Genomic DNA, 24770 nt, shown 5'->3' with positions numbered 1-24770 from the left:
GCATGAAAATTTGTCTGATTTTAATATAGGTTTGAAAAGCGCGATATAGTTTGATTATCGTGAAAATTTTTATGCATTAGGGTTAGCGCTTTCGTGCCAACGTTTGAAAACAAAAAAAATGGACATTCAATTGTTTAACGTCCATATTTTAATGGTTGTGCTACTGGGAATATTTCCCTATTTAGTTTCCTCTATAAGTAGAATATCCAAAAGCAGATAAAGTAATTGGCACATGATAATGCTGCCCGTCTTTAATTTGGAATACTACTTCTATAAATGGATAAAAACTTTCTTCGTGATTCTTTTTAAAGTACGGAGCTGTAAAATAGGTAAGTCTGTAAATTCCTAAGTTCGATTTATCAGAAGGTAGAAAATCTGGAATTCTTCCTGCTTTATCAGTTATCTTTTCAGCTACGAAACTCCAAGTTTTATTTTGTTCGGTATATTTTTCAAGCTTGATGTTTACTCCAGCTGCCGGCATGCCTTTGGTAATATCCAAAATATGACTCGACAATTGATATTGTGGTTTTTGTGCGAATGCTACGGAGGCAAACATTGCGATTAAAAAAGTGAATGCTAAATTTTTCATAATTGTGTTTTTTAAATTTTAAAGTTATTTTGCTGTTGTTAATCCAAGTTCTGGTATGGCTACTGCCTTTGCAATGAGGTCGTCGTTTTCTGCGCTTCCACCTCCAGATATTCCTATACTGCCAATTACCTCACCTTTATAAAAAATTGGTATTCCGCCGCTCATCAACAATAATTCGGGCAATGTGTTTAGGTTTTCGGTGTCTTTGCTTTTTTGCACGTTGCGTAATAGCATAAGGGTTGGTGTTTTTGTAGAAAGAGCAGTATATGCTTTTCTGCGCGATGCTTCTGTGTTGTGCGGGCCTACATTTTCTCCGCGAACCAATAATAATGTAGTACCAGACGCATCTAATACTGCGATAGAAACAACCTTATCCATACTCGTTGCCTTTTCGGTTGCGCGTTTTGCAAGTTCGAAGGCTGCTTTTGTTGTCAAAGTATTTACAGATTTAACGTACGCTTTAGTTGCAGCCTGAGTTGTTTCCGATTCGGTTTTGACTTGTGCGAAAGCGGCAGATGATATTAGAGTAAGTATTAATGCTAATGTTTTCATGCTTTTATTTTTAACAAATTTACGGTTCAACATCATGAAAAATGTTGATGTATGTCAACGTTTTGAGTAGCGGATAGCTAGTTTTTTGGTTGGTTTGGTGGTTAGTTGTTTGTCTGGAACATCTTGATACTCGATTCTAGCTACTCGCTACTAATTGAGCTTCGCCTTTACCCTACTTAACGTGGCAGGAGCAATGCCGAGGTAAGAAGCAGCCATTCTATTAGAGACGCTGATTAGAAGTTTTGGTTGATGTTTGATGATCCATTTTACTTTTTCCAAAGCATCAAATCCTTGAAAGCCGTAGATTCTTTTTTGCGCAACTATAAATCCAAGTTCTAAGATTTCAGTGTAAATTTTGGCAAAAGCCGGAAGTGTTTTGACCAAGCGATAAAAATCTTCCCTTCTAATAGATAAAAGTTCAGAGGAGATAATAGTCTGTAAAAATTCTTCTGCCGGTTGTTGATCTATAAAGCTTGGTAAAGCAGTTACAAAATTGCCTTCGAAAGCAAAGTATCTAGAGCTTTCGTTTCCATCTGCAGTAAAGGTGTAAAGACGAACACAACCTTTATTGATAAAGTAATAGTATTTACAGACATCTTCAAAACCTAGTAGAATTTGGTTTCTTTTCGTTTTAATTTGACTAAAAAAACTGCAGATTTCTTCTAACTGGTCTTTGCTAAATGAAGCTTTACTATCTAAAAACTTGGTTAGTGTGGCAAACATTTAATTTTATCCCTTGAATGATTAATTTCATGCGTTAGACAAAAAAAGCAGCAGAAAGTTTGGGAGATTCCTTTTTTCGAAAGGGTTTAGCACTGAGATTATTGGACGACACGCTAGCGCCAACGACAGAAGTGGCATCCTTTTAGCGGTTTTTTTGCCGCTAAAAGATATAACGGATGGCGTGTTAAGGCGCCCAAAACCACCCCCGACCCCTCCTAAAAATAGGAGGGGAGCTCGCTGTATGATTTAAGATTGTACTAACATATAATAATTCCAGTTCTCTAACTTTACTTTTAATTAAGCTTATTATTTTTTACAGCAGCGGCGATATCAATCGAATCGTTTTCTCTAAAAGCTGCTTCATTTTTGGTCGTTTCAACCATCTATCTAAATCAACTATTTTGGCGTCTAACAGGTCCTGCTCAAAAACTTGCGCAAGTTTTTCGCCCATTTCTTCATCATAAATAACTGCGTTGACCTCAAAATTTAGATCGAAACTGCGATAATCTAAGTTTGCTGTTCCTACGATAGATAGACAGCGATCTGCCACCAAGGTTTTTGCATGCACAAAGCCTTTTTGATACAAGTAGATTTCTACGCCAGCCTGTAAAAGATTTTTAAAATAAGATCTGGAGGCAGCGTTCACAAAAAACGAATCGGAAATTCCCGGCAGCAACAGCTTAATTTTTACACCTGATAGCGAAGCCATAATTAGTGCGTCCATAATGGTTTCGCCTGGAATGAAATATGGAGAAGTTAAAAACACCTCTTTTTTGGCAGATAAAATCGCTTCTACAATAGAGTAGTAAATGGTTGGATGGTCTGAATCTGGTCCGCTCGCTGCGATTTGCACCAATTTATCGCCGATTGGAGGAAGGGAGTCGAAAGCAGGAAAATAACCTGCTTCGATAGGTAAGGTTTCTGAGCTGCAAAAATTCCAATCGGCTATAAACGTGCGTTGAAGCAACGTGGTTATTGGTCCTTTGAGTTTTAAATGGGTGTCTCGCCAATATAGTTTATTGCCAATGGTCGCGTTGCTGTATTTATCGCTGATGTTTATGCCACCCACAAAAGAGGTTAGTCCGTCGATCACAATTATTTTACGGTGATTTCTATAGTTAATTCTGTTTGCCAAAGGAATTAGCTTTATTTTATAGAATGGATAGGCGCGCACGCCACCTTTTAATAATCGTTTTACTAAATGTTTCCTGATGGAGGAGCTGCCGAAATCATCATAAATAAACCGAACTTCTACGCCAGCTTGCGCCTTTGAAATTAAAATTTCTTCTATCTTTTTACCAATATCGTCATCCTCATAAATGTAATATTCTATATGAATGTGGTTTTTTGCTTTTTTAAGCTCTTGGATGACTGCTGGAAACTTTTCTTCACCATTAATGAGAAGCTCCACTGAATTATTACAGGTAAGTGGGCTTCTATCCGTTTGGTACAACATTTTTGCAAGACGTGAGAAATTGCTATTGGTTTCTAACAGCTTCTCATTTTGAGTGTTGTATTCGTTTAACTTCGCTATAATTAATTTCTGTTGCTTTTTGTCCTTTGTTATTTTCTTTGTGTAGAGTTTGTTTTTTCTGTAATTAACCCCAAAAGAAAAATAGATAAAAACGCCGATAATTGGCAAAAAGATGACCACAAGTAAATACCCCAATGTCTTGCTTACATTATCAGTATCAAAAATGATGCGTAAACACACCGAGATGATGAATATTAGGTAGAGTAGTTCGAGAATTAAAATCCAATCCATACACAAGAAAGTTTTTACAAAATAGGTTTTATTTTAAGTGTTCAGAGGGGTGTTTACGAAGATTTCTTCTCAGAGATAGCTCAATCTAAAAAGAGCCAACCATGCTGGTCATCAAATGGCACTAAGTATCAACGTACGAACTTACGGAATTGGCAATGTTTTTCCCTTGATAAATTCAGAAACGGAGGAAATCCAATCGCTTCCTTTAAAAAATAAGACACCCAGTACTGCTAGAATTAACAGATAACAAATTAAGCGCTTAAAAAACAATTTGTATTTATTTTCATCCGCAATAAACCTATAATTAACGAATAGAAATATAACTGCCGCAAGTATTCCGATGGGTATTGCAATCCATGTTGCAATTATGGTTGAGAAAAAATTAACATCAGGGGCAATTACTACGAAAAAAAAGATGCAGATAAAAAAACTAAATATTGCACTGCAGAACACAAACAGTAATCCTTTAAAAAATTTGTTTCCCATTAACCCATACATTGTCACTAAAACGCCGATAATTGCCGTTAAATAGGTATATCCTAAACCCATAATAAAATCAGTTTTGGCTGATTCTATTGGGAAGATCACAAGAGCGCTAATTAGTAGAATTATTAGACCGGCAATAAGATAATACTTTTTAATTTTCATTTTTAAATTTCTTTCAAATAAATAAATCCCCTCAATTATTTCGACTTGGTTTTGTCTTTAATCTTATTTACTGTAGAGTACACACCGTACACCACCATTGCCCCAATAAAAAGATATACCCAAACAGGAATGTTTTGCCCCACGATGATGAGATATAAATAGGCTGATATAAAAAAGAAAGCAGTACAGGTACGAGCATGGATTTTTTATTTCTGATGTTGCTAATTGTCCAGTAGAGCGAGGCAAAAAAGAACGGGATTGCGCCAATGTAAATTATGCCAAAAATAACGGGGCTGACATTGTATTTTGCTCCAAGTGCTAAAAACCAAACCGTAAATGTGTGCCACCAATCCATCAATTAAAAATTTTATAAGCCCTCGTAATGTAGAATATATTTCATAGTAATTTTTAGTTTAGACTGAAGAACAGTTCATAATTGATTGCTTTTGAAAAACGTATAAATTAATTTTCTAAAATAAGGCGATAGAGGATTTAAAATCTTTACCTAAATCTGAACCTCAAGCTTACACGAACTTAATTTCGTAAGTAATTGTTGAATTTTATTTTTTGAAAACTTGTTTATGACATTATTGCTAACCGAATTTACTCTCTGATGCCTTATTTCACTTTCAGAGCATGTTTAAAGTTTTCTATAAACTTTAATAGATCGCTAATGGTTTTTTGATCTATTACCACTCCTTCGTTGTTAATTTTTCCTTTAATGCCTTGAATGAGCAAACAAGTCTGCTCATTAATTTTTGCCATAAGGGTTTTTAAAATCAGCTGCAGTTCTTCGTGTCCCTTTCTGCCATCTGCCGAAGCAGTTATAATACCCGTAATTTTTTCTGAGAAAATAGTGGTCGAGACACACCATTCAAAAGCATTTTTCAGGCCGCTGGGAATGCTAAAGACATATTCGGGCGTGCAAATTAGTACGGCATCCGATTCTTCTATATTGCGCCTAAACTCTATAACTTCTGTTGGGGGATTGTTTTCCGAAAGTTGCGGGTCGAAATGAGGGAGTTTTTTTAACTCTTTGAAAATAATTAAATCGAACACGTTTTTGGTTAGGTCTGCAAAGTAATTTATCAATTTCTCGTTGGTAGAATGATTGCTCGCGCTTCCAATAATTACAAAAACCTTTTTTTTCTCTATCATTATTTAAAATTTTTGGATTGAGCAGGCGATGCGTGCCGATCAAACATTCAAATTTATCGCTGCTATTCTTTTAAAAGCTTTTTAATCTCTACGGCTAACTTATCAACATTTCCTTCTGCGTTACCAACCGATAAATATCTAACGACGCCTTTTTTATCTATAATACAGCTTTTTGGGATAGATTTGGTGGCGTATTGGTTCCATATTTTCTTTTCTGGATCAATGCCCGAGTTGAAGTGAGCGCCGTACTTTTTCAAATCATCCATCTTTTTTAAAACGACTTCTTTGCTTTCGCCGATGGATATCGGGACAAAAATAAACTCTTGATTTTTAAAGGGCACAAGGATTTTTTCTGGAATTTCTGTAAATTCCATTAAACATGGAGCGCACCATGTTGCCCAGAAATTTAGCAGCACCACCTTTCCTTTCAGATCAGAAAGATTAAAACCTTTCCCATCAACCATCTCTATTGCAACATCTTTTGCCGTGTCGCCAACTTTTAGCTTAAATTCATCTACTGGATTTTTTTTCGAACTGGTATCTATAGGCGCCGTAGATGCCTGTGCTAATCGCTCTGCATGTTCTTTTTCAGTAAAGAGATCAATGATGATGATAAATTCTTTTTCTCCAATTTTTTCTCCAAATTTTTTTGCAAGCTCGTTCCTCATTTCTTCAGACACACCTTTGCTCATCGACTTCACATAGTCTCGCTTGCCATAGTCTTCGACTTCTTTCATGGTGATGATTTTGTCATTGGCTATAATTACATATTCCGGCTTGGGAATTGGTTTTTCTTGTGCAGACAATCTAAATCCGCATAGTAAGAGGAGAAGAAAAAGAGTAGCTTTCATGTTTTTTTTTGGGAAATTTAGACACTTAATCTCAATCTGCCAAAATTTAAACCTAATTTTTTAGTTACTCATTTGTTTATTGGCAAGTACTTAAAATTAGGAGTAGATGATAAGTGTGTTTTAAATTTTTAAATCCCTGCTGAATTATAGATTGGTTGTTTATCTGTAATTTTCATTCGATTCTTTTATCATTCAATAAGTGCTAAAAATCTCTTCGTACCAGTAAAACCTGGTCATCTTCTAACTGGAGGTAGCCATATTCGTAGCAGAAAATATAGGTAATGCCACGTTGTGTAGCGTAGGTATGGGTATGGTAACCGAAATCGAACCCTTTACGCAATAGTTCCTCGCGTTTTACCTTTACCTTGCCATCTGGGTTTTTATCAACCAAAATGTCTCGATTCTTTTTTAAAATTTGGTTTACCTGTTTTAAAAAACTTTGATCGTTTGCTTTTAAGCGGTTGTTGTAATTGCTGCGGCATTGGTCGTCGCAGAATTTCTTATCGGCCCTGCCTCTCAGCTCGGCGCCGCAATCTGTGCATAAGCGTTCCATAAAATTTCCGGTTAAGGTTAGCTCTTTAAAGCTACGGATTTTTTTAGGATGAAGGAAAAAAGCGCAAAGAATAAAGGCAAACTACTAAAGCCCTCCTAACGAAAGAGGGTAAGCTGTTTCACGATGTTAGGCTTTACGTCGAAACAACTTAATGGTTCAACGATTAACCAACTCAACAACTCAACAACAATTAGTCTTCCCCGGCAATCAGTACAATTTCATCGTCAGATAATTTAATTATACGCTCTTTATATAGTGCGCCGATGGTTTTTTTAAATACGCTCTTGCTGATCTGAAAACGCTCATAAATATCTTCTGGGTGGCTTTTGTCTCCTAGCGGGATAATGCCGCCGTGTTTTTTTAGCTCCGCCAAAATCATATCTTTCGAGCTAATTACATGACTATAACCGCTGGGCTGTAACGTAAGGTCTATTTTTTCATCCACACGAATGTTCTTTATCCAGCCTTTACGCCTATCGCCTACTTTGACGTTTGTAAACACTTCGTTAAAAAAAAGCAAGCCAATGTACTTATTGTTGATGATGGCATTATAGCCCAAATCGGTTTCCTCGCTAATGAGCAAATTTACCTCATCGCCTTCTTCAAAATCGAAGGTTTCGTTCTCCACAAAGTCATAGAGTTTAGACGAAGCTAAAAGCCTGTCGTTTCCTTCGTCTAAAAAAAGAAAAACTACATGCTTTTCTCCCATGCGCATCGGTCTTAATTGCTCTTTTGTCGGCACATATATATCTTTATCGATTCCAAGGTCCATAAATGCGCCCTCTTCTCCATCGGCAACTACTTTTAAAAAGGCAAAATCTCCAACGCTTGCGTAGGCCTTTTGGGTAGTGGCCGTAAGCCTTCCGTCTTTTTGCACAAATACAAATACATTTAAATTATCGCCAATTTCTGCATCTTTTGGTACGTGCGAATAAGGCAACAGAACCAGCTTATCGCCGTCAGTTAGATTGAGCCCTGCCTCGGTTTTGCTTACAATGCGTAGTTCGTTATAGCTTCCAATGTTCATATTTTCGTGCAAAATGTTTCGGTGCAAAGTTACGTTAAGTAAATTTAAATCTAGGTGGAGCTGAGAAAGATTGATGGAGAGTGATTTTTCCTGTTTTTAGGCGTCAAAATGACTTGATAACAGTCAAATGATTTTGTAAGATACAGGATTTCTCGATAATTCAATTAAATTTGAGGGGTCAATAAAATAGGACACAACAAAAATGAAAGAAACCAAGAAGTCAAAAAAACCGAGTCTTTTCAGTCTACTCGGACTTTACAAAGGCTTAATTTTTTTGCTCTTAATTTTTGCGCTCCTCAGCAACGGTTTAAACCTTATTATCCCCAAAATAATTGCTAAGGGAATAGATTCATATACGGCTAAAACGTTTGAGGTTAAGCCGATTATGGTAGAGTTTTTAGTTGCTATTGTGCTGGTTTTTATATTTACCTATTTGCAAAGTATAGTTCAAACCTTTGCATCAGAACGCGTTGCTAAAGATTTGCGCAGCAAATTGTCAGATCAAATATCCAGACAAAGCCATGCGTATATTTTAGAGGCAAACCCTTCTAAGTTGCTTACCAACCTTACTTCTGATGTAGATTCTATAAAACTTTTTGTGTCTCAGGCCATTATGTCCATTGCCTCTTCTATTTTTATAATTTTTGGGGCTAGCATTTTGTTGCTGATGATTAATTGGAAGTTGGCGCTTTGTATCATCGCCATTGTGCCCATCATAGGTTTTGCATTTTTCTTTGTGTTAAAAAAAGTAAAGGTTTTATTTATAGAAAGTAGAGGGGTTATAGATTGGTTAAATAAGGTAATTAGCGAGAGCATTTTGGGCTCGGCACTTATTCGGGTAATTAACTCTCAAACCTTAGAATACAACAAATTTATTGAGGCGAATGCCAGGGCTAGAGATATTGGGCTTTCTATTTTGCGCCTTTTTGCTGCCCTAATCCCAATCATTATTTTTGTAGCCAATATGGCAAGCTTAACCATTTTGCTGCTTGGTGGGCATTTTGTTATTGTAAACGCCATGACGCTGGGTGAGTTTACAGCTTTTAGCAGTTATCTCTCGATGCTTATTTTCCCAATTTTAGTTATTGGTTTTATGAGCAATGTGATTGCACAAGCTACCGCTTCATTTAAAAGGATAGAAAGCGTGTTATCTGCACCAAAAATTGATCATCCTGGAACCAATAAAGATGCTTTAAGAGGTAATTTGGAAGCTAAAGATGTCAATTTAAGTTTCGGACAAAAACCAATTTTAAAAGACATCTCCTTTACCATAAAGGCTGGATCAAAAACCGCTATTATTGGGCCCACTGCCGCCGGAAAAACGCAACTACTTACCGTTTTAGCTGGTTTAATTTCGCCAACTAATGGAGAAGTTTTACTAGATGGTATTGATTTGCAGGCGTACAACCAAGAAAACTTTCACAAATATGTAGGTTTTGTTTTTCAAGACAGCATCATTTTTAACATGAGTGTGAGGGAAAACATCGCTTTTAGCAAAACCGTAACCGATGCAGCTTTAGAAAAGGCAATAGAAACTGCCGAGCTGAAAGATTTTGTAGAGGCCTTGCCGCAAAAATTAGATACCATCGTTTCTGAGAGAGGAAGCAGTTTGTCTGGCGGGCAAAAGCAACGTATTATGTTAGCAAGGGCCTTGGCTATTAATCCAATTTTGTTGTTTTTAGATGATTTTACCGCAAGGGTAGATGTCAATACCGAGCAACGTATTTTAGAGAAAATCTCCACAAACTATTCAGATTTAACCCTTGTTTCTGTTACGCAAAAAATTGCTTCGGTAGAAAATTACGATAAAGTAATACTCTTAATGCAGGGCGATAAAATTGCCGAGGGCACACATAAAAGCCTCTTGGAAACTAGCCCCGAGTACGTACAAATTTACAATTCGCAACAAAGCACCAGCAACTATGAACTACAATCTTAACGATATAAACGCTGGGCTAGAAAAACAGTCGACTTTAAAGGCTGTAAAACGTTTGCTCCAGCTCATTTCGGCAGAACGCCGAACACTATGGATTGGGCTAGTAGTCATTCTCGTTAATTCTGGTTTGCTACTGCTGGGTCCACTTATTATTGGCCACACGGTGGATGCTTACATCCGCACCAAGCAATTTAATGGGGTGCTTATGTCTGGCAGTATGTTGTTTGGAATTTATATAGTGGCCATGTTTACGGGCTACACACAAACAAAATTGATGGGTGGCGTTGGGCAACGGATGCTCTACACGTTGCGAAACGCTATATTTAACAAATTGCAAGAGCTGCCCGTTTCTTTCTTTAACGAAAACAAGGCAGGCGATCTTATTTCGAGGGTTAACAACGATACTGATAAACTCAACCAGTTTTTTTCGCAATCGCTTATGCAGTTTATAGGCGCCATTGCAACCATTATCGGAGCCGGTATTTTCTTACTTTCTATAAATACAGAACTTGGACTGGCTGCGCTTGTGCCTGCTGTTTTTATTGTCCTATTTACCGCAGTTCTATCGCCATGGGTAAAAAGGAAAAATGCTAAAAGTTTAAAAAGTGTTGGCGGTTTAAGCGCCGAAATCCAAGAGAGCCTAAACAATTTTAAGGTAATTATTGCTTTTAACAGGAGAGATTATTTTAGAGAACGTTTTGATGAAGCCAATCAAGAAAACTATAAAATGGCGGTTGGAGCTGGGCTTTCCAACAATATTTTTTTGCCAGTTTACGGACTTTTCTCTGGTGCTGCGCAGTTAATAGTGTTGCTGTTTGGCATATATCTTATTTCTGTTGGAAGTTTTTCGCTTGGTTTGCTGGTAAGTTACATCGCCTATACAACAAGTTTTTACAACCCATTAAGGCAATTGGCAGCTTTGTGGACAAGTTTCCAGGTTGCAATGGCCAGCTGGGACAGAATTTCGCAAATTTTGTTATTGCAAACTAACCTAAAAGAAATTACTGCGCCACAAACAGAAAAATCTGAAGCTTTGCTTGAATTTAGAAACGTACATTTTGCCTACAACGATTCTAAAGAAATTTTGCATAATGTAAACCTAAAGTTCGAAAAAGGAAAAACTTATGCGCTAATTGGCCCAACGGGTGGCGGAAAAACAACAACAGCCTCACTCATTTCTAGGTTGTACGATGCCACAAAGGGCACTGTTTTTTTAGATGGAAAAGACATCAGAACCTACTCTGCCGAGGAACGGAGCAAAAAAATTGGTTTTATTTTGCAAGAGCCGTTTTTATTTTCGGGAACAGTAAAAGACAATATTTTGTATGGCAATAGCAACTATAAAGATGCGAGCGATGCAGAATTGGAAAAGGTTATTTCAGATGCGCACCTCGGAGCCTTGTTGGCCATTTTTGATGAGGGACTAAAAACCGAAGTCAATCCATTATCTGACAACATAAGCTTGGGTCAAAAACAACTCATTGCCTTTATGCGCGCTGTATTGCGCAACCCAGATTTACTTATTTTAGATGAAGCTACAGCAAATATAGATACCATAACCGAACAATTGCTAAGTAGTATTTTAGGTAAATTGGCTAAAGAAACTACGCTAGTTATTATTGCACATAGGTTGAATACCATAGAAAATGCCGACGAAATCTATTTTATAAATGATGGCATGGCACAGCGGGCAGGAACATTTGATGAGGCTTTAAACATGCTGGTAAAAGAGAAGAGGGCGAGTTGAGAGTTGGTGGAAATAGGTTTTAGGTAATAGGCATCAGCAGCCAAAATCAACATTCAGTTTTTATAAAAGGAAGCCGGCGGCGGGAGAAGGCAAAAGTCGGAAATTTTTAGCAGTTGATTGTCCGCCTACAAAAGTCGGTCATTTTGCCGCTTTGGCCTTAATCCAAACAGCGCTATAACCTTCATAAACATCTTTTAGGATTTTTTTGGTTTGATTCGTAAATCTTTAAGGAATAGTTAGATGACGGTATTTGGAAGGGAAGCGAATATAGTAAATCGTCACTCTAAAATCGTCATTCTAAAATCGTAACTCATTTGGGCGCTTTTTGCAGGCTTTTCACTGTATCTTTCATTGCGCTAAAGCGCGTAGTGAAATGGTGTCGTTGCAATCCTTAGCGCTAGCGAGTTGCCAAAAACATTTTCCTCCAAAAGAAAAAAGCTAAATTGTAAACGTTAACCTAAAAAAGACGTTTATCTTTAAAGCATATTTTTGCTTTCTAACACAAATCCTTATTAAATATTTCTATTCCAATGAAAAAAGAATCCTCAACCTTAGTAAAGAGCAACCAGAAAGAAGAAGTCGGAAGTCGGAAGTCGGAAATCGATTTATACCAACTTACCGCCAACGGACTAGCCCCTAAACTTCTAACCTCTAATCGCCACGCCTTAACCTCAACCTTAACCTTAGTCTTGGCCTTTCTTCTTACATTCTCCTCATCTGCACAAACGGCAAAAAAATCTCTTTTCAATCAAGACAGCTTAGTTCTCATTTCTAATCAATTTAGGTTTACCGAGGGCGCTTCTGTAGATAGGAATGGAAATATATTTTTAACCGATCAGCCAAACAATAAAATATGGGAGTACAACACGGATGGGAAATTAAGCGTTTTTTTAAGCCCTGCAGGAAGGGCAAACGGAACCATATTCGATAAAAAAGGCAATTTAATTGTTTGTGCCGACGAGCATAACCAGCTTTGGTCTGTAGACAAACATAAAAACGTTAAAGTTTTGCTTAGCGATTATCAAGGGAAAAATTTAAATGGACCGAACGACATTTGGATTGATGCCAAAGGCGGTATATTTTTTACAGACCCGTATTATCAGCGCGATTATTGGACCAGAAAATCAGCTGAATTACCAAATCAATCTGTTTATTATGTTGCCAAGAATTCTGGAAAAGCAGTGCTGGTTGCCGATGGTTTAAACCAGCCTAATGGCATAGTTGGTACGCCCGATGGCAAGTTTTTGTACATAAGCGATATTGGTGCTGGTAAAACCTACCGATATGCAATTGCTCCAAAGGGCAAGTTAACTGGTCGTAAATTGATTGTTAGCGAGGGATCGGATGGAATGGTGCTAGATGCAGAAGGCAACATCTATCTTTCTGGAAAAGGGGTAAATATTTTTGATAAGGAGGGCACTAAAATCAGACACATCAACGTGCCCGAAGATTGGGTGGGTAACTTGTGTTTTGGTGGTAAAAACAAAGATGTGTTATTCATTACCGCCTCAAAATCGCTCTATAAAATTAAAATGGCCGCAAAGGGGGTGGAGTAGATCCGAAAATTGTGAGGTTGTTAGGCGTTTGTTTGTTGACTCGTTTAGTTGTTGAGTAGTTTGGGCGATAAGTCGGCTAGTTGTTTGGGGGTTTAGTTGTTTGGGCGATAAATCGGCTAGTTGTTTGGGTATTTTGTGTCTTGATACTTGATACTTGATACTAACTCCTTGATACTAACTCCTTGATACTAACTCCTTGATACTATAAAGCCGTTGAGTCTGCTACCTTGCTCCTTATTTGCGCTCGTCCTACCTTATTTTCCCTACAATCTTATACCTTTTTACGCCCATTAATTTAATTTTTTGTTGTTTTACAATTTGGTATAAACTGTCTGGGTAATAAGTAAGGGTGTCATTAGAATGGTATAAGAGGTTAACGTTAGCAATAATCACCTCAACCTTTGCCACTTTGCCAAATTTATTAGATATGAAAACCTCTTTGACAGGGATTTTTTTGTTTTCGCTGGTATAATGAGTATCGCTACCAGATTTTTCAATTGTAAAAGCTCCCTGCCATGCGCTTTTGTTAATGTCTGCATCAGTAAAAATAGCTAGCTCTCTTTGCCAATCTTTAATCACTAGTCTTTTTATCTCGGCCTTGCCGTTTATAGCAACTGTTTTTTCTACAGTTGGTTTTTTGGCATTGTAGCGTTCTACCTCTTTTTCGAAATAGCCTTTCAAATCAAAATAAGCATTGTTGCTTATCGCCTTAGCCGTTTTTTCTGGTCTACATGAAAAAACGGCTAGGGACAAAATAAGTACATATAATTTTTTTGCCATTATAGCAATACGTTTCCAGTCATTTCTTCTGGTATGGCGATACCCATTAATGATAAAATGGTGGGTGCAACGTCGCCGAGTTTTCCATCAGCTATGCTTTTAAAATCTTTATCGATTAAAATACAAGGTACCAAATTAGTAGTGTGGGCGGTATTTGCAGAACCATCGCCATTTACCATGTACTCAGAATTGCCATGGTCGGCAAGGATAATGAACGAATATCCGTTTTCTATTCCCTTGTTTATTACCATTTCTGCACATTTATCGGCAGTTTCTACAGCTTTAATTACGGCAGCGAAAACGCCTGTATGTCCAACCATATCTGGATTTGCAAAGTTTAAGCAGATAAAATCTGCCCATTTGCTTTCCATCTCTTTGGTAATGGCTTCGGTAATTTCTTGTGCGCTCATTTCTGGCTGCATATCATAAGTAGCCACTTTGGGCGAAGGCACTAAGATTCTTTTTTCATGCTCAAACTCAGCTTCTCGTCCGCCAGAAAAGAAGAAGGTAACGTGTGGATATTTTTCTGTTTCAGCAATTCTAATTTGGTTTTTATGATTGTTGGCTAAAATTTCTCCGAGCGTAGATTTTAGGTCGTCTTTAGTGAAAATAACATTTACTTTCTTAAAACTTTCATCGTAAGTCGTCATGGTTAGATAGTATAGATCTAGCTTCTGCATGTCTTGCTCTGGAAAGTCTTTTTGTGTTAACGCTTGGGTTATTTCCCTTCCTCTATCGGTGCGGAAGTTAAAACACAACACCACATCGCCATTTTTAATGGTGGCCACAGGCTCGCCATCGGCGTTGGTTGCAACAATAGGTTTTATAAATTCGTCGGTAATTCCATCATCATAGCTTTTTTGTATGGATTGAAGAACATTGGTGGTTTTGTTGCCTGTTGCGTTCACCATTACATCATAAGCTTCTTTTACACGTTCCCACCTGTTATCTCTATCCATAGCATAATAGCGTCCGATGACCGAAGCAATTTTCCCCGTAGAGATTTTTAAATGGTCTTCTAATGCTGTTATAAAACCTAAGCCCGAATTTGGATCGGTATCTCGTCCGTCTAAGAAAGCATGAATAAAAACGTTTTCAACCTCTGCGGTTTTGGCAGCATCGCAAAGACCTTTAAGGTGCCTAATGTGGGCATGTACACCTCCGTCTGAAACCAGACCGATGAAGTGAACCGATTTTCCGTTTTTTTTCGCGTAGTCAAACGCGTCGACCAAGGTCTTATCTTTTTGCAAACTGCCTTCTTCAATGGCTTTATTAATTCTGCCCAATTCTTGATAAACGGTTCTGCCTGCACCTAAATTCATGTGGCCAACCTCAGAATTGCCCATTTGGCCGGCAGGCAATCCTACAGCTACGCCAGAAGCTTCTAGTTTTGAATTGGGATAATTTGCAATCATAGAATCGAAAAAAGGCGTGTTTGCAACAAATGCAGCATCAGATTCATCTTTGTTTCCGTAGCCCCATCCATCTAATATTACTAAAGCCACTTTTTTGTTTTCTTTCATTGTCTAAAATTTATAGTTTTTATAGAACCTTTTTTAACAGCAGGTGTTCTTGTCGAAGTTTTTGCAAATATAATGTATCTAGCCAGAAAGCAAATTGTTAAGTTTATTTTTCTGACTTTAGTGGCATCATTTTAGCTATTGTTTCCGTATAAACTACAGGAATGATTAAAAGCTTACTATATTTATTTATTGGTATCTCTACGTTTTACAGACCTACACAAGTCCAAAAGGACGTTATTGACGGGCTTTCCCAATATTTTAAAGCAGGAAATGCAAAAGAAATCGGCAAGAACTTTGCGCCGACTTTAGAACTTATTTTAATCGACGAAGAAGATGTATACTCTAAGGTGCAGGGCGAACAAATTATTAAAGATTTTTTTCTAAAATATCCACCGCTTAAATCCGTTGTAATACACAAAATAAACAACAACCAAAATTATAGGTTTGGTGTTTTAACACTTACCACCACCAAAGGTGTGTTTAGAATTTCGATTACTTTAAAGAAAATTGATAAAGATTTTTTGGTTACAGAGCTTAGGATAGAGCCTGCAAAAGAAGAATAGCCTTTAATTTTACTCCAGTTCCATTACTCCTTAGTTGCTAGCTCGTAAATATTTTATATTTTTGCTTGCATAGCATGATAGACGAACAAGGAATTAACGATTTTATTAAGAATGCTGTTGCCGAAGACATAGGCGATGGTGACCATACCTCGTTGGCAACCATTCCAACAAACACAAATGGGAAAGCACGGCTAATTATAAAAGAAAATGGAATTTTGGCAGGCGTAGAACTTGCGGTAGCTATTTTTAAATACATCGATAAGAAATTAGTTGTAGAGGTGTTAAAGCATGATGGAGACGCGGTAAGCGTTGGAGACATTGCATTAACGGTAATTGGAAATACCCATAACATTTTACTAGCAGAACGTTTAGTTTTAAACTGCATGCAGCGCATGAGTGGAATCGCAACGAAAACCAGTCATATTGTTGCCTTGCTAAAAGGTACACATACAAAAGTGTTAGATACTAGAAAAACAACTCCTGGACTTAGGTATTTAGAAAAATTGGCGGTTAAAATTGGTGGAGGTGTAAACCATAGAATGGGTTTATACGATATGATTTTGATTAAAGATAACCATGTAGATTATGCTGGAGGTATTGAAAATGCAATCTATGCGGCTAAAAAATATCTTGTCGATAATAAGAAGCAGCTGGAAATAGAGATAGAGGTAAGGAATTTGCAAGAGTTAAAAAAAGTACTTAAAGCTGGCGGTATTAACAGAATTATGCTCGACAATTTTAATTTTGAAGATTTAAAGGCAGCCGTTGCGCTTATCGCAGGTAAATATCAAACAGAAGCCTCTGGTGGAATTACAGAAGACACGGTAAGGCAATATGCTAACTGTGGCGTAGACTTTATCTCTGTTGGTGCCCTTACACACTCTGTTAAGAGCTTAGATATGAGCTTAAAAGCATTTTAAGTTAAATTGCAGCATTTATGATTGCTTATTTTTTGTATAATTGTAGGCTATGATTACGGTTTATTCGCTGGGTGTACTTTTATTTGCCTATTTATTGGGTTCTATACCCACGGCCGTATGGTTGGGTCAAGCATTTTACGGAATAGACGTAAGAGAGTATGGGAGCGGTAACGCTGGTGCTACAAATGCGTTTAGGGTGTTGGGAAAAAAAACCGGGATCGCGGTTATGTCCATAGATATTGCCAAAGGATTTACAGCAACCAAACTCGCTGCTTTTATAGGGTTTTCTATAACAGGTCCACACCATTCTGCACAATATGTAAATTACGAACTCGCCTTGGGTGTAACTGCGGTAATGGGGCATTTGTTTCCAATTTTTGCCGGATTTAGAGGAGGGAAGGGCGTTGCTACGCTGTTTGGCATGATCTTGGCCGTAAATTATGAGGCCGCCCTGCTTTGTGTATTGGTTTTTGTGGTGGTGCTCCTTATCACAAATTATGTATCTCTCAGTTCTATTTGTGCAGGTTTCACCTTTCCACTTAGTGTCGTTTTTATCTTCCAATCGTCTATTAAATCTGAGGTACTTTACGGTATGTGCGTCTGTATTCTCATACTCGTTACCCACCAGAAAAATTTAGAACGCTTATTAAAAGGCAAGGAATCTAAGGTTTATCTCTTTAAAAAGAAGATTAAATAAGTCGGTTTCCCACCAAAAAAACATCGGGGCATAATAGTTGTTTAATCCCCAATTAGATTTAATTTTATCTTTTGAATTAGTAAGAACATGATGAAAAAATATTTTGCCGTTTTCGGCCTTTCCATAGCTTTGTTATTTAATTCTTGTTCTACGGTGCCATTATCTGGTAGAAGTAGACTTAATTTGGTGAGCAACGCGCAAGTTTTGCCTATGGCTTTTCAAGCCTACAGCCAATTTTTAGGTGAAAATAAGGTGCTTCCTACAAGCAATGCAGAAACTCGCCGTGTTAAAACAGTTGGTAACAAGCTTATAGCCGCCGTAACAAGTTATATGAATTCTCATAATTATGCAAACTTAATAGAGGGTTATAAGTGGGAAGTAAATGTTGTTCAGAATAACGAGAAGAATGCTTGGTGTATGCCCGGAGGTAAAATTGTAGTGTATACAGGAATATTGTCTGTTACGCAAACAGATGCTGGATTAGCCACCGTTCTCGGACACGAAATTGCGCATGCCATTGCAGGACACTCCGCAGAACGGATGTCTCAGCAAATGGTAGCTCAAGGACTTGGCACTATTGGCGGTGTAGCGCTTTCCAAAGATCCGAAAGCACAATCTGTTTTTAATACATTATATGGAGTAGGTACACCATTAGCTATGTTAAGTTTTAGCCGCGGACAAGAATTAGAAGCCGATCACCTAGGTTTAATTTTTATGGCGATGGCCGGGTATAATCCTGCAGATGCGGTAAGTTTTTGGCAACGTATGGAGGCAGCTGCCGGTAATGGACAAAAACCACCAGAATTTTTAAGTACCCACCCAAGTGATGCTAGACGTATTTCTGAAATAAAGGGTTATTTGCCAGAGGCGAGAAAATATTATAGAAAATAAATAGAGAGTTTATCGAAAAAGCCCAACCTGATTATTTTCAGCGTTGGGCTTTTTTTTGAATTTTATTGCAGTGTAGAGCTTTTAATGCTTTCGGGCAAAAATGTTTCAGAATTACTGCTTGTTAAAACGTTTGGCGGGGAAATTTTAAAGATCTCTTAATTTAAATGTTATTGCTGCACGTATTCCCTTCTCCGTTCTTTCCAGCGTACAGCATTCATTTATAGGGTCATGTTCTAACATTAAAACCCAATCTTCGGCTACCGCTTTTTCTAAGAATGCGCTTTTCTCCGTCAGGGTTTTTAAAGGGAACATATCATAAGCCATTACATAGGGTAAAGGAAGGTGCCCAACTGAAGGCAGAAGATCTGCCATGTAAACAATTGTTTTATCCTTGTAACTTATTTTTGGCAACATCATGGCGTCGGTATGGCCGTAGGCAAAATCGATTTTAATGCCTGTTTTCCATTCCAAGTCTTCTTCCTCCGGGATAAATTTAAGTTGTCCGCTTTGCTGTAGGGGCAAAATGTTCTCTTTTAAAAACGACGCTTTTTCTCGCTCATTAGGTTCTGTTGCCCAGTGCCAGTGTTTTTCATTACTCCAATAAGTTGCATTTTTGAATGTTGGTAAAAATTTTTCGTCAACTCTTTGCACTGCGCCACCCACATGGTCGAAGTGAAGGTGGGTTAAGAATACATCTGTAATGTCTTCTACGCCAAATCCTAAATTTGCCAGAGATTTTTCCATGGTATCATCTCCATGCAAAAAATAATGACTAAAAAATTTTTCGCTTTGCTTGTTTCCAATGCCAGTATCTACCAAAATCAAACTATCGCCATCTTCAATCAACAGACAGCGCATTGCCCAGGTACAAAGGTTGTTTGCATCGGCGGGATTGCTTTTTTGCCAAATTGCCTTTGGCACCACGCCAAACATTGCCCCGCCATCTAACTTAAAAAAACCGGTATTTATGGTGTGTAGTTTCATTTGTGCAAAAGGTTTAAGGTGAAAGGTTGAAGGTATAAGGTTTAACCTTCTTTCGCAAATAAAAAGCTGTCTCATTTATTTTGAGACAGCTCTTTCAACTATTTTTTATTCTGTAAGGTGATTTTTTAGTTCTTTTTAAGGCAATTTTTTAAGCGTTTTGTTTTTCCTAAATCCTAAATCCTAAACCTATAGGTGTATCACCTCTCCATACGCATCTGCTGCGGCTTCCATAATGGCCTCGCTCATGGTTGGGTGCGGGTGTACTGCTTTAATCATTTCGTGGCCGGTAGTTTCTAGCTTTCTTGCCACTACAATTTCTGCAATCATTTCGGTAACGTTTGCGCCAATCATGTGTGCACCTAGCAATTCGCCATATTTGGCATCAAAAATAAGTTTAACAAAACCATCTTTTGCTCCAGCTGCGCTTGCTTTGCCCGAGGCAGAAAACGGAAACTTGCCAATTTTTAATTCATAACCGGCTTCCTTTGCCGCTTTCTCTGTATATCCTACAGAAGCAATCTCTGGTTGGCAATACGTACATCCTGGAATGTTGTTATAATCTAAAGGCTCTACGTGCTGACCAGCAATTTTTTCCACGCAGATAATGCCTTCGGCTGATGCTACGTGTGCTAACGCTTGTCCGCCAACTGCATCGCCTATGGCGTAATAACCTTTTACGGTAGTGTTGTAAAATTCATCAGTCACTATTTTGCCTTTTTCTGTCTTAATGCCGACTGCCTCTAAGCCTATGTTTTCTATATTGGCCACAATACCTGCTGCAGAAAGAACAATATCTGCCTCTATAGTCTTCATTCCTGAAGCAGTTTTGATTTGCACCTTACAGCCAGCGCCGCTTGTATCAACAGACTCCACGCTCGATGAAACCATTACTTCTATGCCCACCTTTTTAAGACTGCGAAGAAGTTGTTTAGAAACGTCTTCGTCCTCAACGGGAACCACATTGTCCATAAATTCTACCAAGGTAACTTTGGTGCCCATGGTTGCATAAAAATAAGCAAACTCCACCCCAATTGCGCCAGAGCCAACAACCACCATGCTTTTTGGCATTTCTGGTAATACCATCGCTTGGCGATAACCAATAATTTTTTTTCCGTCTTGTTTTAAATTTGGCAATTCTCTAGAACGTGCTCCTGTAGCTATGATGATGTTTTTTGCAGAAAGCTCTTGCTCTTTTCCATCTGCATCTTTAACCGATAATTTATTGCCAGGCTTTAAAGTGCCAGTACCCATTACCACGTCTATTTTGTTTTTCTTCATCAAAAACTGCACGCCTTTGCTCATGCCATCTGCAACATTTCTACTACGTTTAACCACGGCCGAAAAATCTGCCTTGGCTTCTGAAGTAGTTATGCCATACTCTGCGGCGTGGTTGATGTATTCAAAAACCTGTGCGCTTTTTAAAAGTGCTTTTGTAGGGATACAGCCCCAATTTAGGCAAATGCCTCCTAAAGATTCTCGCTCTACAATTGCAGTTTTTAAACCAAGTTGAGAAGCTCTTATGGCAGCTACGTAACCTCCTGGGCCACTACCTAATATAATAACGTCGTAATTCATCATATAAAATTAAAAGAAAATTTACAATGCCTCCATCAAAACATTTTTGGAGAATTTAACGAATTCCATCTGGGCGAAAGTTTTTTTTTTGAATGATAACCATCGCTTGATGACCAAAATTCGTCAACTTCCAAAACTAAAAAAATGTTTCTAATTAAACGACAGTTCAAAAAACGATTACAAAAAAATAGATTGCAATGGTTTCTGGTTGGATAACGAATATTTGTTTTTCAAAAGTCAATCTTCCTTGCTCTCTAACGTAACTTGTTAGTAATTATTGGTTTGTAGGTAGATTGTGTTGAAAAGTACTCAATCTGTTAACGATTATTTAACATGAGATGTTAAAATGTGTTAAAAAGTATTCCCTACATTTGCGGCATTAAACATATAACTTATTTATTCAAACACACAAGTATGAAAAGATCTCTACTTTTTAAAATTTTACTCATTGTTGTTGCGGTTGTAGGATTTACAGCTGTTTCTAAAGCGCAGGTAACCACATCTACAATTAGCGGCCTTGTAAAAGATGCACAGGGCGGATTACCTGGCGTTACAGTAACGGCAATACACAAGCCAACAGGCACTAAGTACAGTACTTCAACCAGAAATGATGGACGCTACACGTTTTCGAATATAAATGTTGGAGGGCCATATATTGTAACCGTAACTTCTGTTGGGTTTAAATCACAAACGAAAGAGGGTATAATTGCGAATTTAGGAGAGGATTCTAAAGTTAATTTCGAACTTTCTAATTCGGCAAACGATCTTGGCGAATTGACTGTGAAAGGTGACAAAAATTCTGTGTTTGGTAAAAATACCCTTAACACAACAACTGTTTACGATGCGGCTAAATTGGCTTCTATTCCTGCTACCAACCGTAATTTAAATGATTTGGTTCGTCAAACTCCTCAAGCCACTGTAGATTATAATGGTGGAATATCTATTGCCGGACAGAATAATCGGTACAACTCGGTAAGTATAAATGGAGCGCCATCTAATGATCAGTTTGGCTTAGCTGCTACGGGTACTAATGGCGGTCAAGCAAATTCATCCCCAATCCCTGTTGATGCGATTGATCAGTTACAAGTTAATGTTACTCCTTTTGATGTTAGATATTCTGGTTTTCTAGGTGGCGCTATTAATGCGGTAACTAAATCAGGTACAAATAAGGCAGTTGGTGGTTTTTCTTATTACATTAGAAATCAAAATTTAGCCGGAAAAACACCTACAGATGATGCAGGTTTTAATAGGATTAAGTTACCAGAATTTAGTTCTAAAACCTATGCCGCTAATTTAGGTGGGGCAATAATTAAGGATAAATTATTTTTATTTGTTGCAGGAGAGTATCAAAAATCAGAAACACCTAAAGTTTTTAATTTTGCTACTTATGCTGATGGTTCAACCATAACACAGGCCGATTTAGAAAACCTTTCTAACTCACTCAAGTCTAAATATGGTTATAATCCAGGTGGATATACAAACAACGCAGCGAGCCTTGATAGGAAGGCCATTACAGCCAAACTAGATTGGAACATTAGTTCAAAACAGCACTTTTCGTTATTCTATAACTATATTGATGCAAAAAACGTTAACACGTCGGCGAGTTCAAAAAATGCCATCAATTTTTATAATGATGGAGTCGTTTATCCCAATAAAACGCATCAGCTTACCGCTGAGCTAAAGTCAACTTTTTCTAACAGGGTTTCTAATAGTCTTCTAGCAACTTATACTAATGTACTTGATGATAGAAACGGTTTAGGGCAAAATTTTCCGAGTGTTCAAATTAAAGACGGTTCTAAAAGCATTTATTTTGGAACAGAAGCATTTAGTACTGCAAATCAGTTAAAGCAAAAAACCTATAGCATAATTAACGAGACAAAACTTTTTGCAGGTGCGCACACCTTATCATTAATTGAAGATGTAGAATATAATGATTATTACAATTTATTTATTCGCCAGGCTTATGGTGCTTATGTATATAACAGCCTAGCAGATTTTAATGCAGATAAAGGCCCAGCTCAATACAACTACTCTTACTCTTTGGTTGATAATATTGCCGGAGACGGTTCTGCTGCTGCGGCTAAATTTAAAACTTACAGGGCTGGTTTGGCATTGCAAGATAAGTTTGATGTATCACCATCAACCACTATATTGTTGGGTTTAAGAGCTGATTTAATAGGCTACGCTACAAAACCTAATACAGATAGCTATTTTAACAATACAGCCTTAGGTTATATACAAAATTACTACAACTTAGATGGAGCTCGTTCAGGCCAAGCGCCTAATGCGTATGTTTCACTTTCGCCTAGATTTGCAATAAAGCATAAAATAAGTGATGCTACGCAAATTAGAGGTGGAATTGGTTTATTTCAAGCTAGATTAACTGGTGTTACTCCAGGTGGAATGTATTCAAACAGTGGTACTCTAATTGGAGGGTATTCAAATTATAATAATCCTAAACTGCCTGATGGTACTCCACTTCCATTTGTTGGAGACCCAAATGCGCAGTACAGGGCTGAAGCTTTCGGAGCCACAACTGCTTCACCATCTGGCGAGGTTGATATCATGGCAAAAAATTACAGATCACCTAAAATTGTGAAATTTAATTTGGCATTAGATCAAAAATTACCTGGGGGTTTCGTAGCAACGTTAGAGGCTAACTACAACCTTAACATCAATCAAACACAATATTTTGGTGTAAATATTCTTCCCTCAACAGACCAAACCGCTGGGCCAGGCAGTCGCCCAATTTATACCACAACCAAAGTAGATTTTGATCCAACAAAAGCCGGTGTACAAAACCCTTACAGTAGTGTTTATTTAATTACAAATGGTGGTCAAGCAGGCAGATCATATAATCTTTCTGCTTCCTTATCAAAGAAATTTAGCAATGGTTTCGATATTTTTGGCACCTACTCCTATAGCAGATCAATGGTGTTAAATGAGCCAACAAGTAGCCAAAATTCTTCGCAATGGAAATATATGGAAACCATTTATGGAAAAAATAGTGTTACTTTATCAAATTCTGATTTTGATTTTGGAAGTCTAATTAAAGCAAACGTTAGCTATACTAAAGATTGGTTTAAATTTGGTGGTTCGTCAATAGGTATATTTTACACAGGTCAATCCGGCTCTAGGTTTACTTATGTGTACAACAACAGTATTTTGGGTGATGATGGACTTACAAGTAGCAATGACGTTATATATGTGCCAAGTTCTGCATCAGAATTAAAATTCGTTCCATTAACTGTTACGGTCAATAAGGTATCGACAACGTACTCAGTACAGCAACAACAAACTGCCTTTGACAATTACATTAATAACGATCCTTATTTAAAAACTAAGAAGGGTAGTTTTGCAGAACGTAATGGAGGGAGACTTCCGTGGGTAGATAATTTTGATTTGCATGCAGAACAAAATTTATTTATAACAATAGGGAATTCGAAACAACATTTAGCTGTTTCTTTTGATATTAATAATTTAGGTAATTTGATTAATAAAGATTGGGGTAGATTTTACTATTTGCCAAATGACAATTATCAATTAATAGCTTACAAAGGACTAGACGCAAATAAGGTTCCAACCTACACTTTTTTGCCAACTGTAACAAGCGCAAAAGATAATGCATTTAGTATTCGGGACTTTTCATCATATAATTCATCAAGATGGACTGCTCAAATTGGATTAAAGTATTTTTTTAATTAATACAAATCTTTAATTTAAAAAAGCCCC

22 protein-coding genes are annotated in these 24770 nt (G+C 37.5%); 8 read left to right on the top strand and 14 right to left on the bottom strand.

What is annotated here, in order from left to right; all coding sequences use genetic code 11:
• Positions 1-181: 181 nt before the first annotated feature.
• The 10 genes from uraH to ABIB40_RS14525 form a co-directional block, all read right to left on the bottom strand.
• Complete coding sequence (gene uraH, locus ABIB40_RS14570) at positions 182-589, bottom strand: hydroxyisourate hydrolase (RefSeq protein WP_354360111.1); 408 nt, start codon at positions 587-589, stop codon at positions 182-184.
• Between the two features lie 24 nt (positions 590-613).
• Positions 614-1141, bottom strand: a complete 528-nt coding sequence (locus ABIB40_RS14565; protein WP_354360110.1) for a GlcG/HbpS family heme-binding protein — start codon at positions 1139-1141, stop codon at positions 614-616.
• A gap of 150 nt (positions 1142-1291) precedes the next feature.
• A complete protein-coding gene (locus tag ABIB40_RS14560; RefSeq protein WP_354360109.1) occupies positions 1292-1864 on the bottom strand; it encodes a Crp/Fnr family transcriptional regulator in 573 nt (190 codons plus the stop codon).
• A gap of 313 nt (positions 1865-2177) precedes the next feature.
• The gene (gene cls / locus ABIB40_RS14555) at positions 2178-3629 is read right to left on the bottom strand and encodes a cardiolipin synthase (RefSeq protein WP_354360108.1); all 1452 of its coding nucleotides are present in this window, start codon (positions 3627-3629) and stop codon (positions 2178-2180) included.
• Positions 3630-3770: 141 nt separating this feature from the next.
• Positions 3771-4277: a hypothetical protein gene (locus ABIB40_RS14550; protein WP_354360107.1), complete on the bottom strand. Its 507-nt coding sequence runs from the start codon at positions 4275-4277 to the stop codon at positions 3771-3773.
• 67 nt (positions 4278-4344) lie between these two features.
• A complete protein-coding gene (locus tag ABIB40_RS14545; RefSeq protein WP_354360106.1) occupies positions 4345-4632 on the bottom strand; it encodes a hypothetical protein in 288 nt (95 codons plus the stop codon).
• Between the two features lie 263 nt (positions 4633-4895).
• Positions 4896-5435 (bottom strand): NADPH-dependent FMN reductase, encoded by a 540-nt coding sequence (locus ABIB40_RS14540; protein ID WP_354360105.1) that lies wholly within the window; start codon positions 5433-5435, stop codon positions 4896-4898.
• 62 nt (positions 5436-5497) lie between these two features.
• Entirely contained in the window at positions 5498-6286 is a 789-nt protein-coding gene (locus tag ABIB40_RS14535) for a TlpA family protein disulfide reductase (protein ID WP_354360104.1), read from the bottom strand.
• Between the two features lie 202 nt (positions 6287-6488).
• The gene (locus ABIB40_RS14530; protein WP_354360103.1) at positions 6489-6839 is read right to left on the bottom strand and encodes a hypothetical protein; all 351 of its coding nucleotides are present in this window, start codon (positions 6837-6839) and stop codon (positions 6489-6491) included.
• Positions 6840-7029: 190 nt separating this feature from the next.
• Complete coding sequence (locus ABIB40_RS14525; RefSeq protein WP_354360102.1) at positions 7030-7866, bottom strand: CvfB family protein; 837 nt, start codon at positions 7864-7866, stop codon at positions 7030-7032.
• Positions 7867-8068: 202 nt separating this feature from the next.
• Here ABIB40_RS14525 and ABIB40_RS14520 point away from each other — a divergent pair, with 202 nt between their 5' ends.
• From ABIB40_RS14520 to ABIB40_RS14510, 3 genes are all read left to right on the top strand, one after another.
• On the top strand, positions 8069-9805 hold the full coding sequence (locus tag ABIB40_RS14520) for an ABC transporter ATP-binding protein (RefSeq protein WP_354360101.1): 1737 nt from the start codon (positions 8069-8071) through the stop codon (positions 9803-9805).
• A complete protein-coding gene (locus ABIB40_RS14515; protein WP_354360100.1) occupies positions 9789-11549 on the top strand; it encodes an ABC transporter ATP-binding protein in 1761 nt (586 codons plus the stop codon). The genes ABIB40_RS14520 and ABIB40_RS14515 overlap by 17 nt, the downstream gene beginning before the upstream one ends.
• A 530-nt stretch (positions 11550-12079) precedes the next feature.
• Complete coding sequence (locus tag ABIB40_RS14510; protein ID WP_354360099.1) at positions 12080-13105, top strand: SMP-30/gluconolactonase/LRE family protein; 1026 nt, start codon at positions 12080-12082, stop codon at positions 13103-13105.
• A gap of 249 nt (positions 13106-13354) precedes the next feature.
• On the opposite strand, the gene ABIB40_RS14505 is transcribed toward ABIB40_RS14510, so the two are convergent.
• Both ABIB40_RS14505 and gpmI read right to left on the bottom strand, forming a co-directional pair.
• Entirely contained in the window at positions 13355-13885 is a 531-nt protein-coding gene (locus tag ABIB40_RS14505) for a hypothetical protein (protein WP_354360098.1), read from the bottom strand.
• Positions 13885-15408 carry a 2,3-bisphosphoglycerate-independent phosphoglycerate mutase gene (gpmI, locus tag ABIB40_RS14500; RefSeq protein WP_354360097.1) on the bottom strand — a complete coding sequence of 508 codons (1524 nt, stop codon included), beginning with the start codon at positions 15406-15408 and terminating at the stop codon, positions 13885-13887. Before gpmI ends, ABIB40_RS14505 begins: the two co-directional genes overlap by 1 nt.
• A gap of 161 nt (positions 15409-15569) precedes the next feature.
• On the opposite strand from gpmI, the gene ABIB40_RS14495 reads away from it, so the two are divergent.
• From ABIB40_RS14495 to ABIB40_RS14480, 4 genes are all read left to right on the top strand, one after another.
• Complete coding sequence (locus ABIB40_RS14495; RefSeq protein ID WP_354360096.1) at positions 15570-15971, top strand: DUF4783 domain-containing protein; 402 nt, start codon at positions 15570-15572, stop codon at positions 15969-15971.
• A gap of 74 nt (positions 15972-16045) precedes the next feature.
• Positions 16046-16891: a carboxylating nicotinate-nucleotide diphosphorylase gene (gene nadC / locus ABIB40_RS14490; protein ID WP_354360095.1), complete on the top strand. Its 846-nt coding sequence runs from the start codon at positions 16046-16048 to the stop codon at positions 16889-16891.
• 49 nt (positions 16892-16940) lie between these two features.
• On the top strand, positions 16941-17588 hold the full coding sequence (plsY, locus tag ABIB40_RS14485) for a glycerol-3-phosphate 1-O-acyltransferase PlsY (RefSeq protein WP_354360094.1): 648 nt from the start codon (positions 16941-16943) through the stop codon (positions 17586-17588).
• Positions 17589-17678: 90 nt separating this feature from the next.
• Positions 17679-18479, top strand: a complete 801-nt coding sequence (locus ABIB40_RS14480; RefSeq protein WP_354360138.1) for a M48 family metallopeptidase — start codon at positions 17679-17681, stop codon at positions 18477-18479.
• Positions 18480-18623: 144 nt separating this feature from the next.
• On the opposite strand, the gene ABIB40_RS14475 is transcribed toward ABIB40_RS14480, so the two are convergent.
• The gene (locus tag ABIB40_RS14475) at positions 18624-19463 is read right to left on the bottom strand and encodes an MBL fold metallo-hydrolase (protein ID WP_354360093.1); all 840 of its coding nucleotides are present in this window, start codon (positions 19461-19463) and stop codon (positions 18624-18626) included.
• Positions 19464-19649: 186 nt separating this feature from the next.
• Positions 19650-21038, bottom strand: a complete 1389-nt coding sequence (gene lpdA, locus ABIB40_RS14470) for a dihydrolipoyl dehydrogenase (protein WP_354360137.1) — start codon at positions 21036-21038, stop codon at positions 19650-19652.
• Between the two features lie 414 nt (positions 21039-21452).
• Between lpdA and ABIB40_RS14465 the strand changes: the two genes are divergently transcribed.
• Positions 21453-24743, top strand: a complete 3291-nt coding sequence (locus ABIB40_RS14465; protein ID WP_354360092.1) for a TonB-dependent receptor — start codon at positions 21453-21455, stop codon at positions 24741-24743.
• The last annotated feature ends 27 nt before the right edge of the window (positions 24744-24770 follow it).

This window comes from Pedobacter sp. UYP30, from assembly GCF_040547165.1.
Classification (GTDB): Bacteria; Bacteroidota; Bacteroidia; order Sphingobacteriales; family Sphingobacteriaceae; genus Pedobacter.
This window is presented reverse-complemented; position numbering and strand designations above follow the sequence as displayed.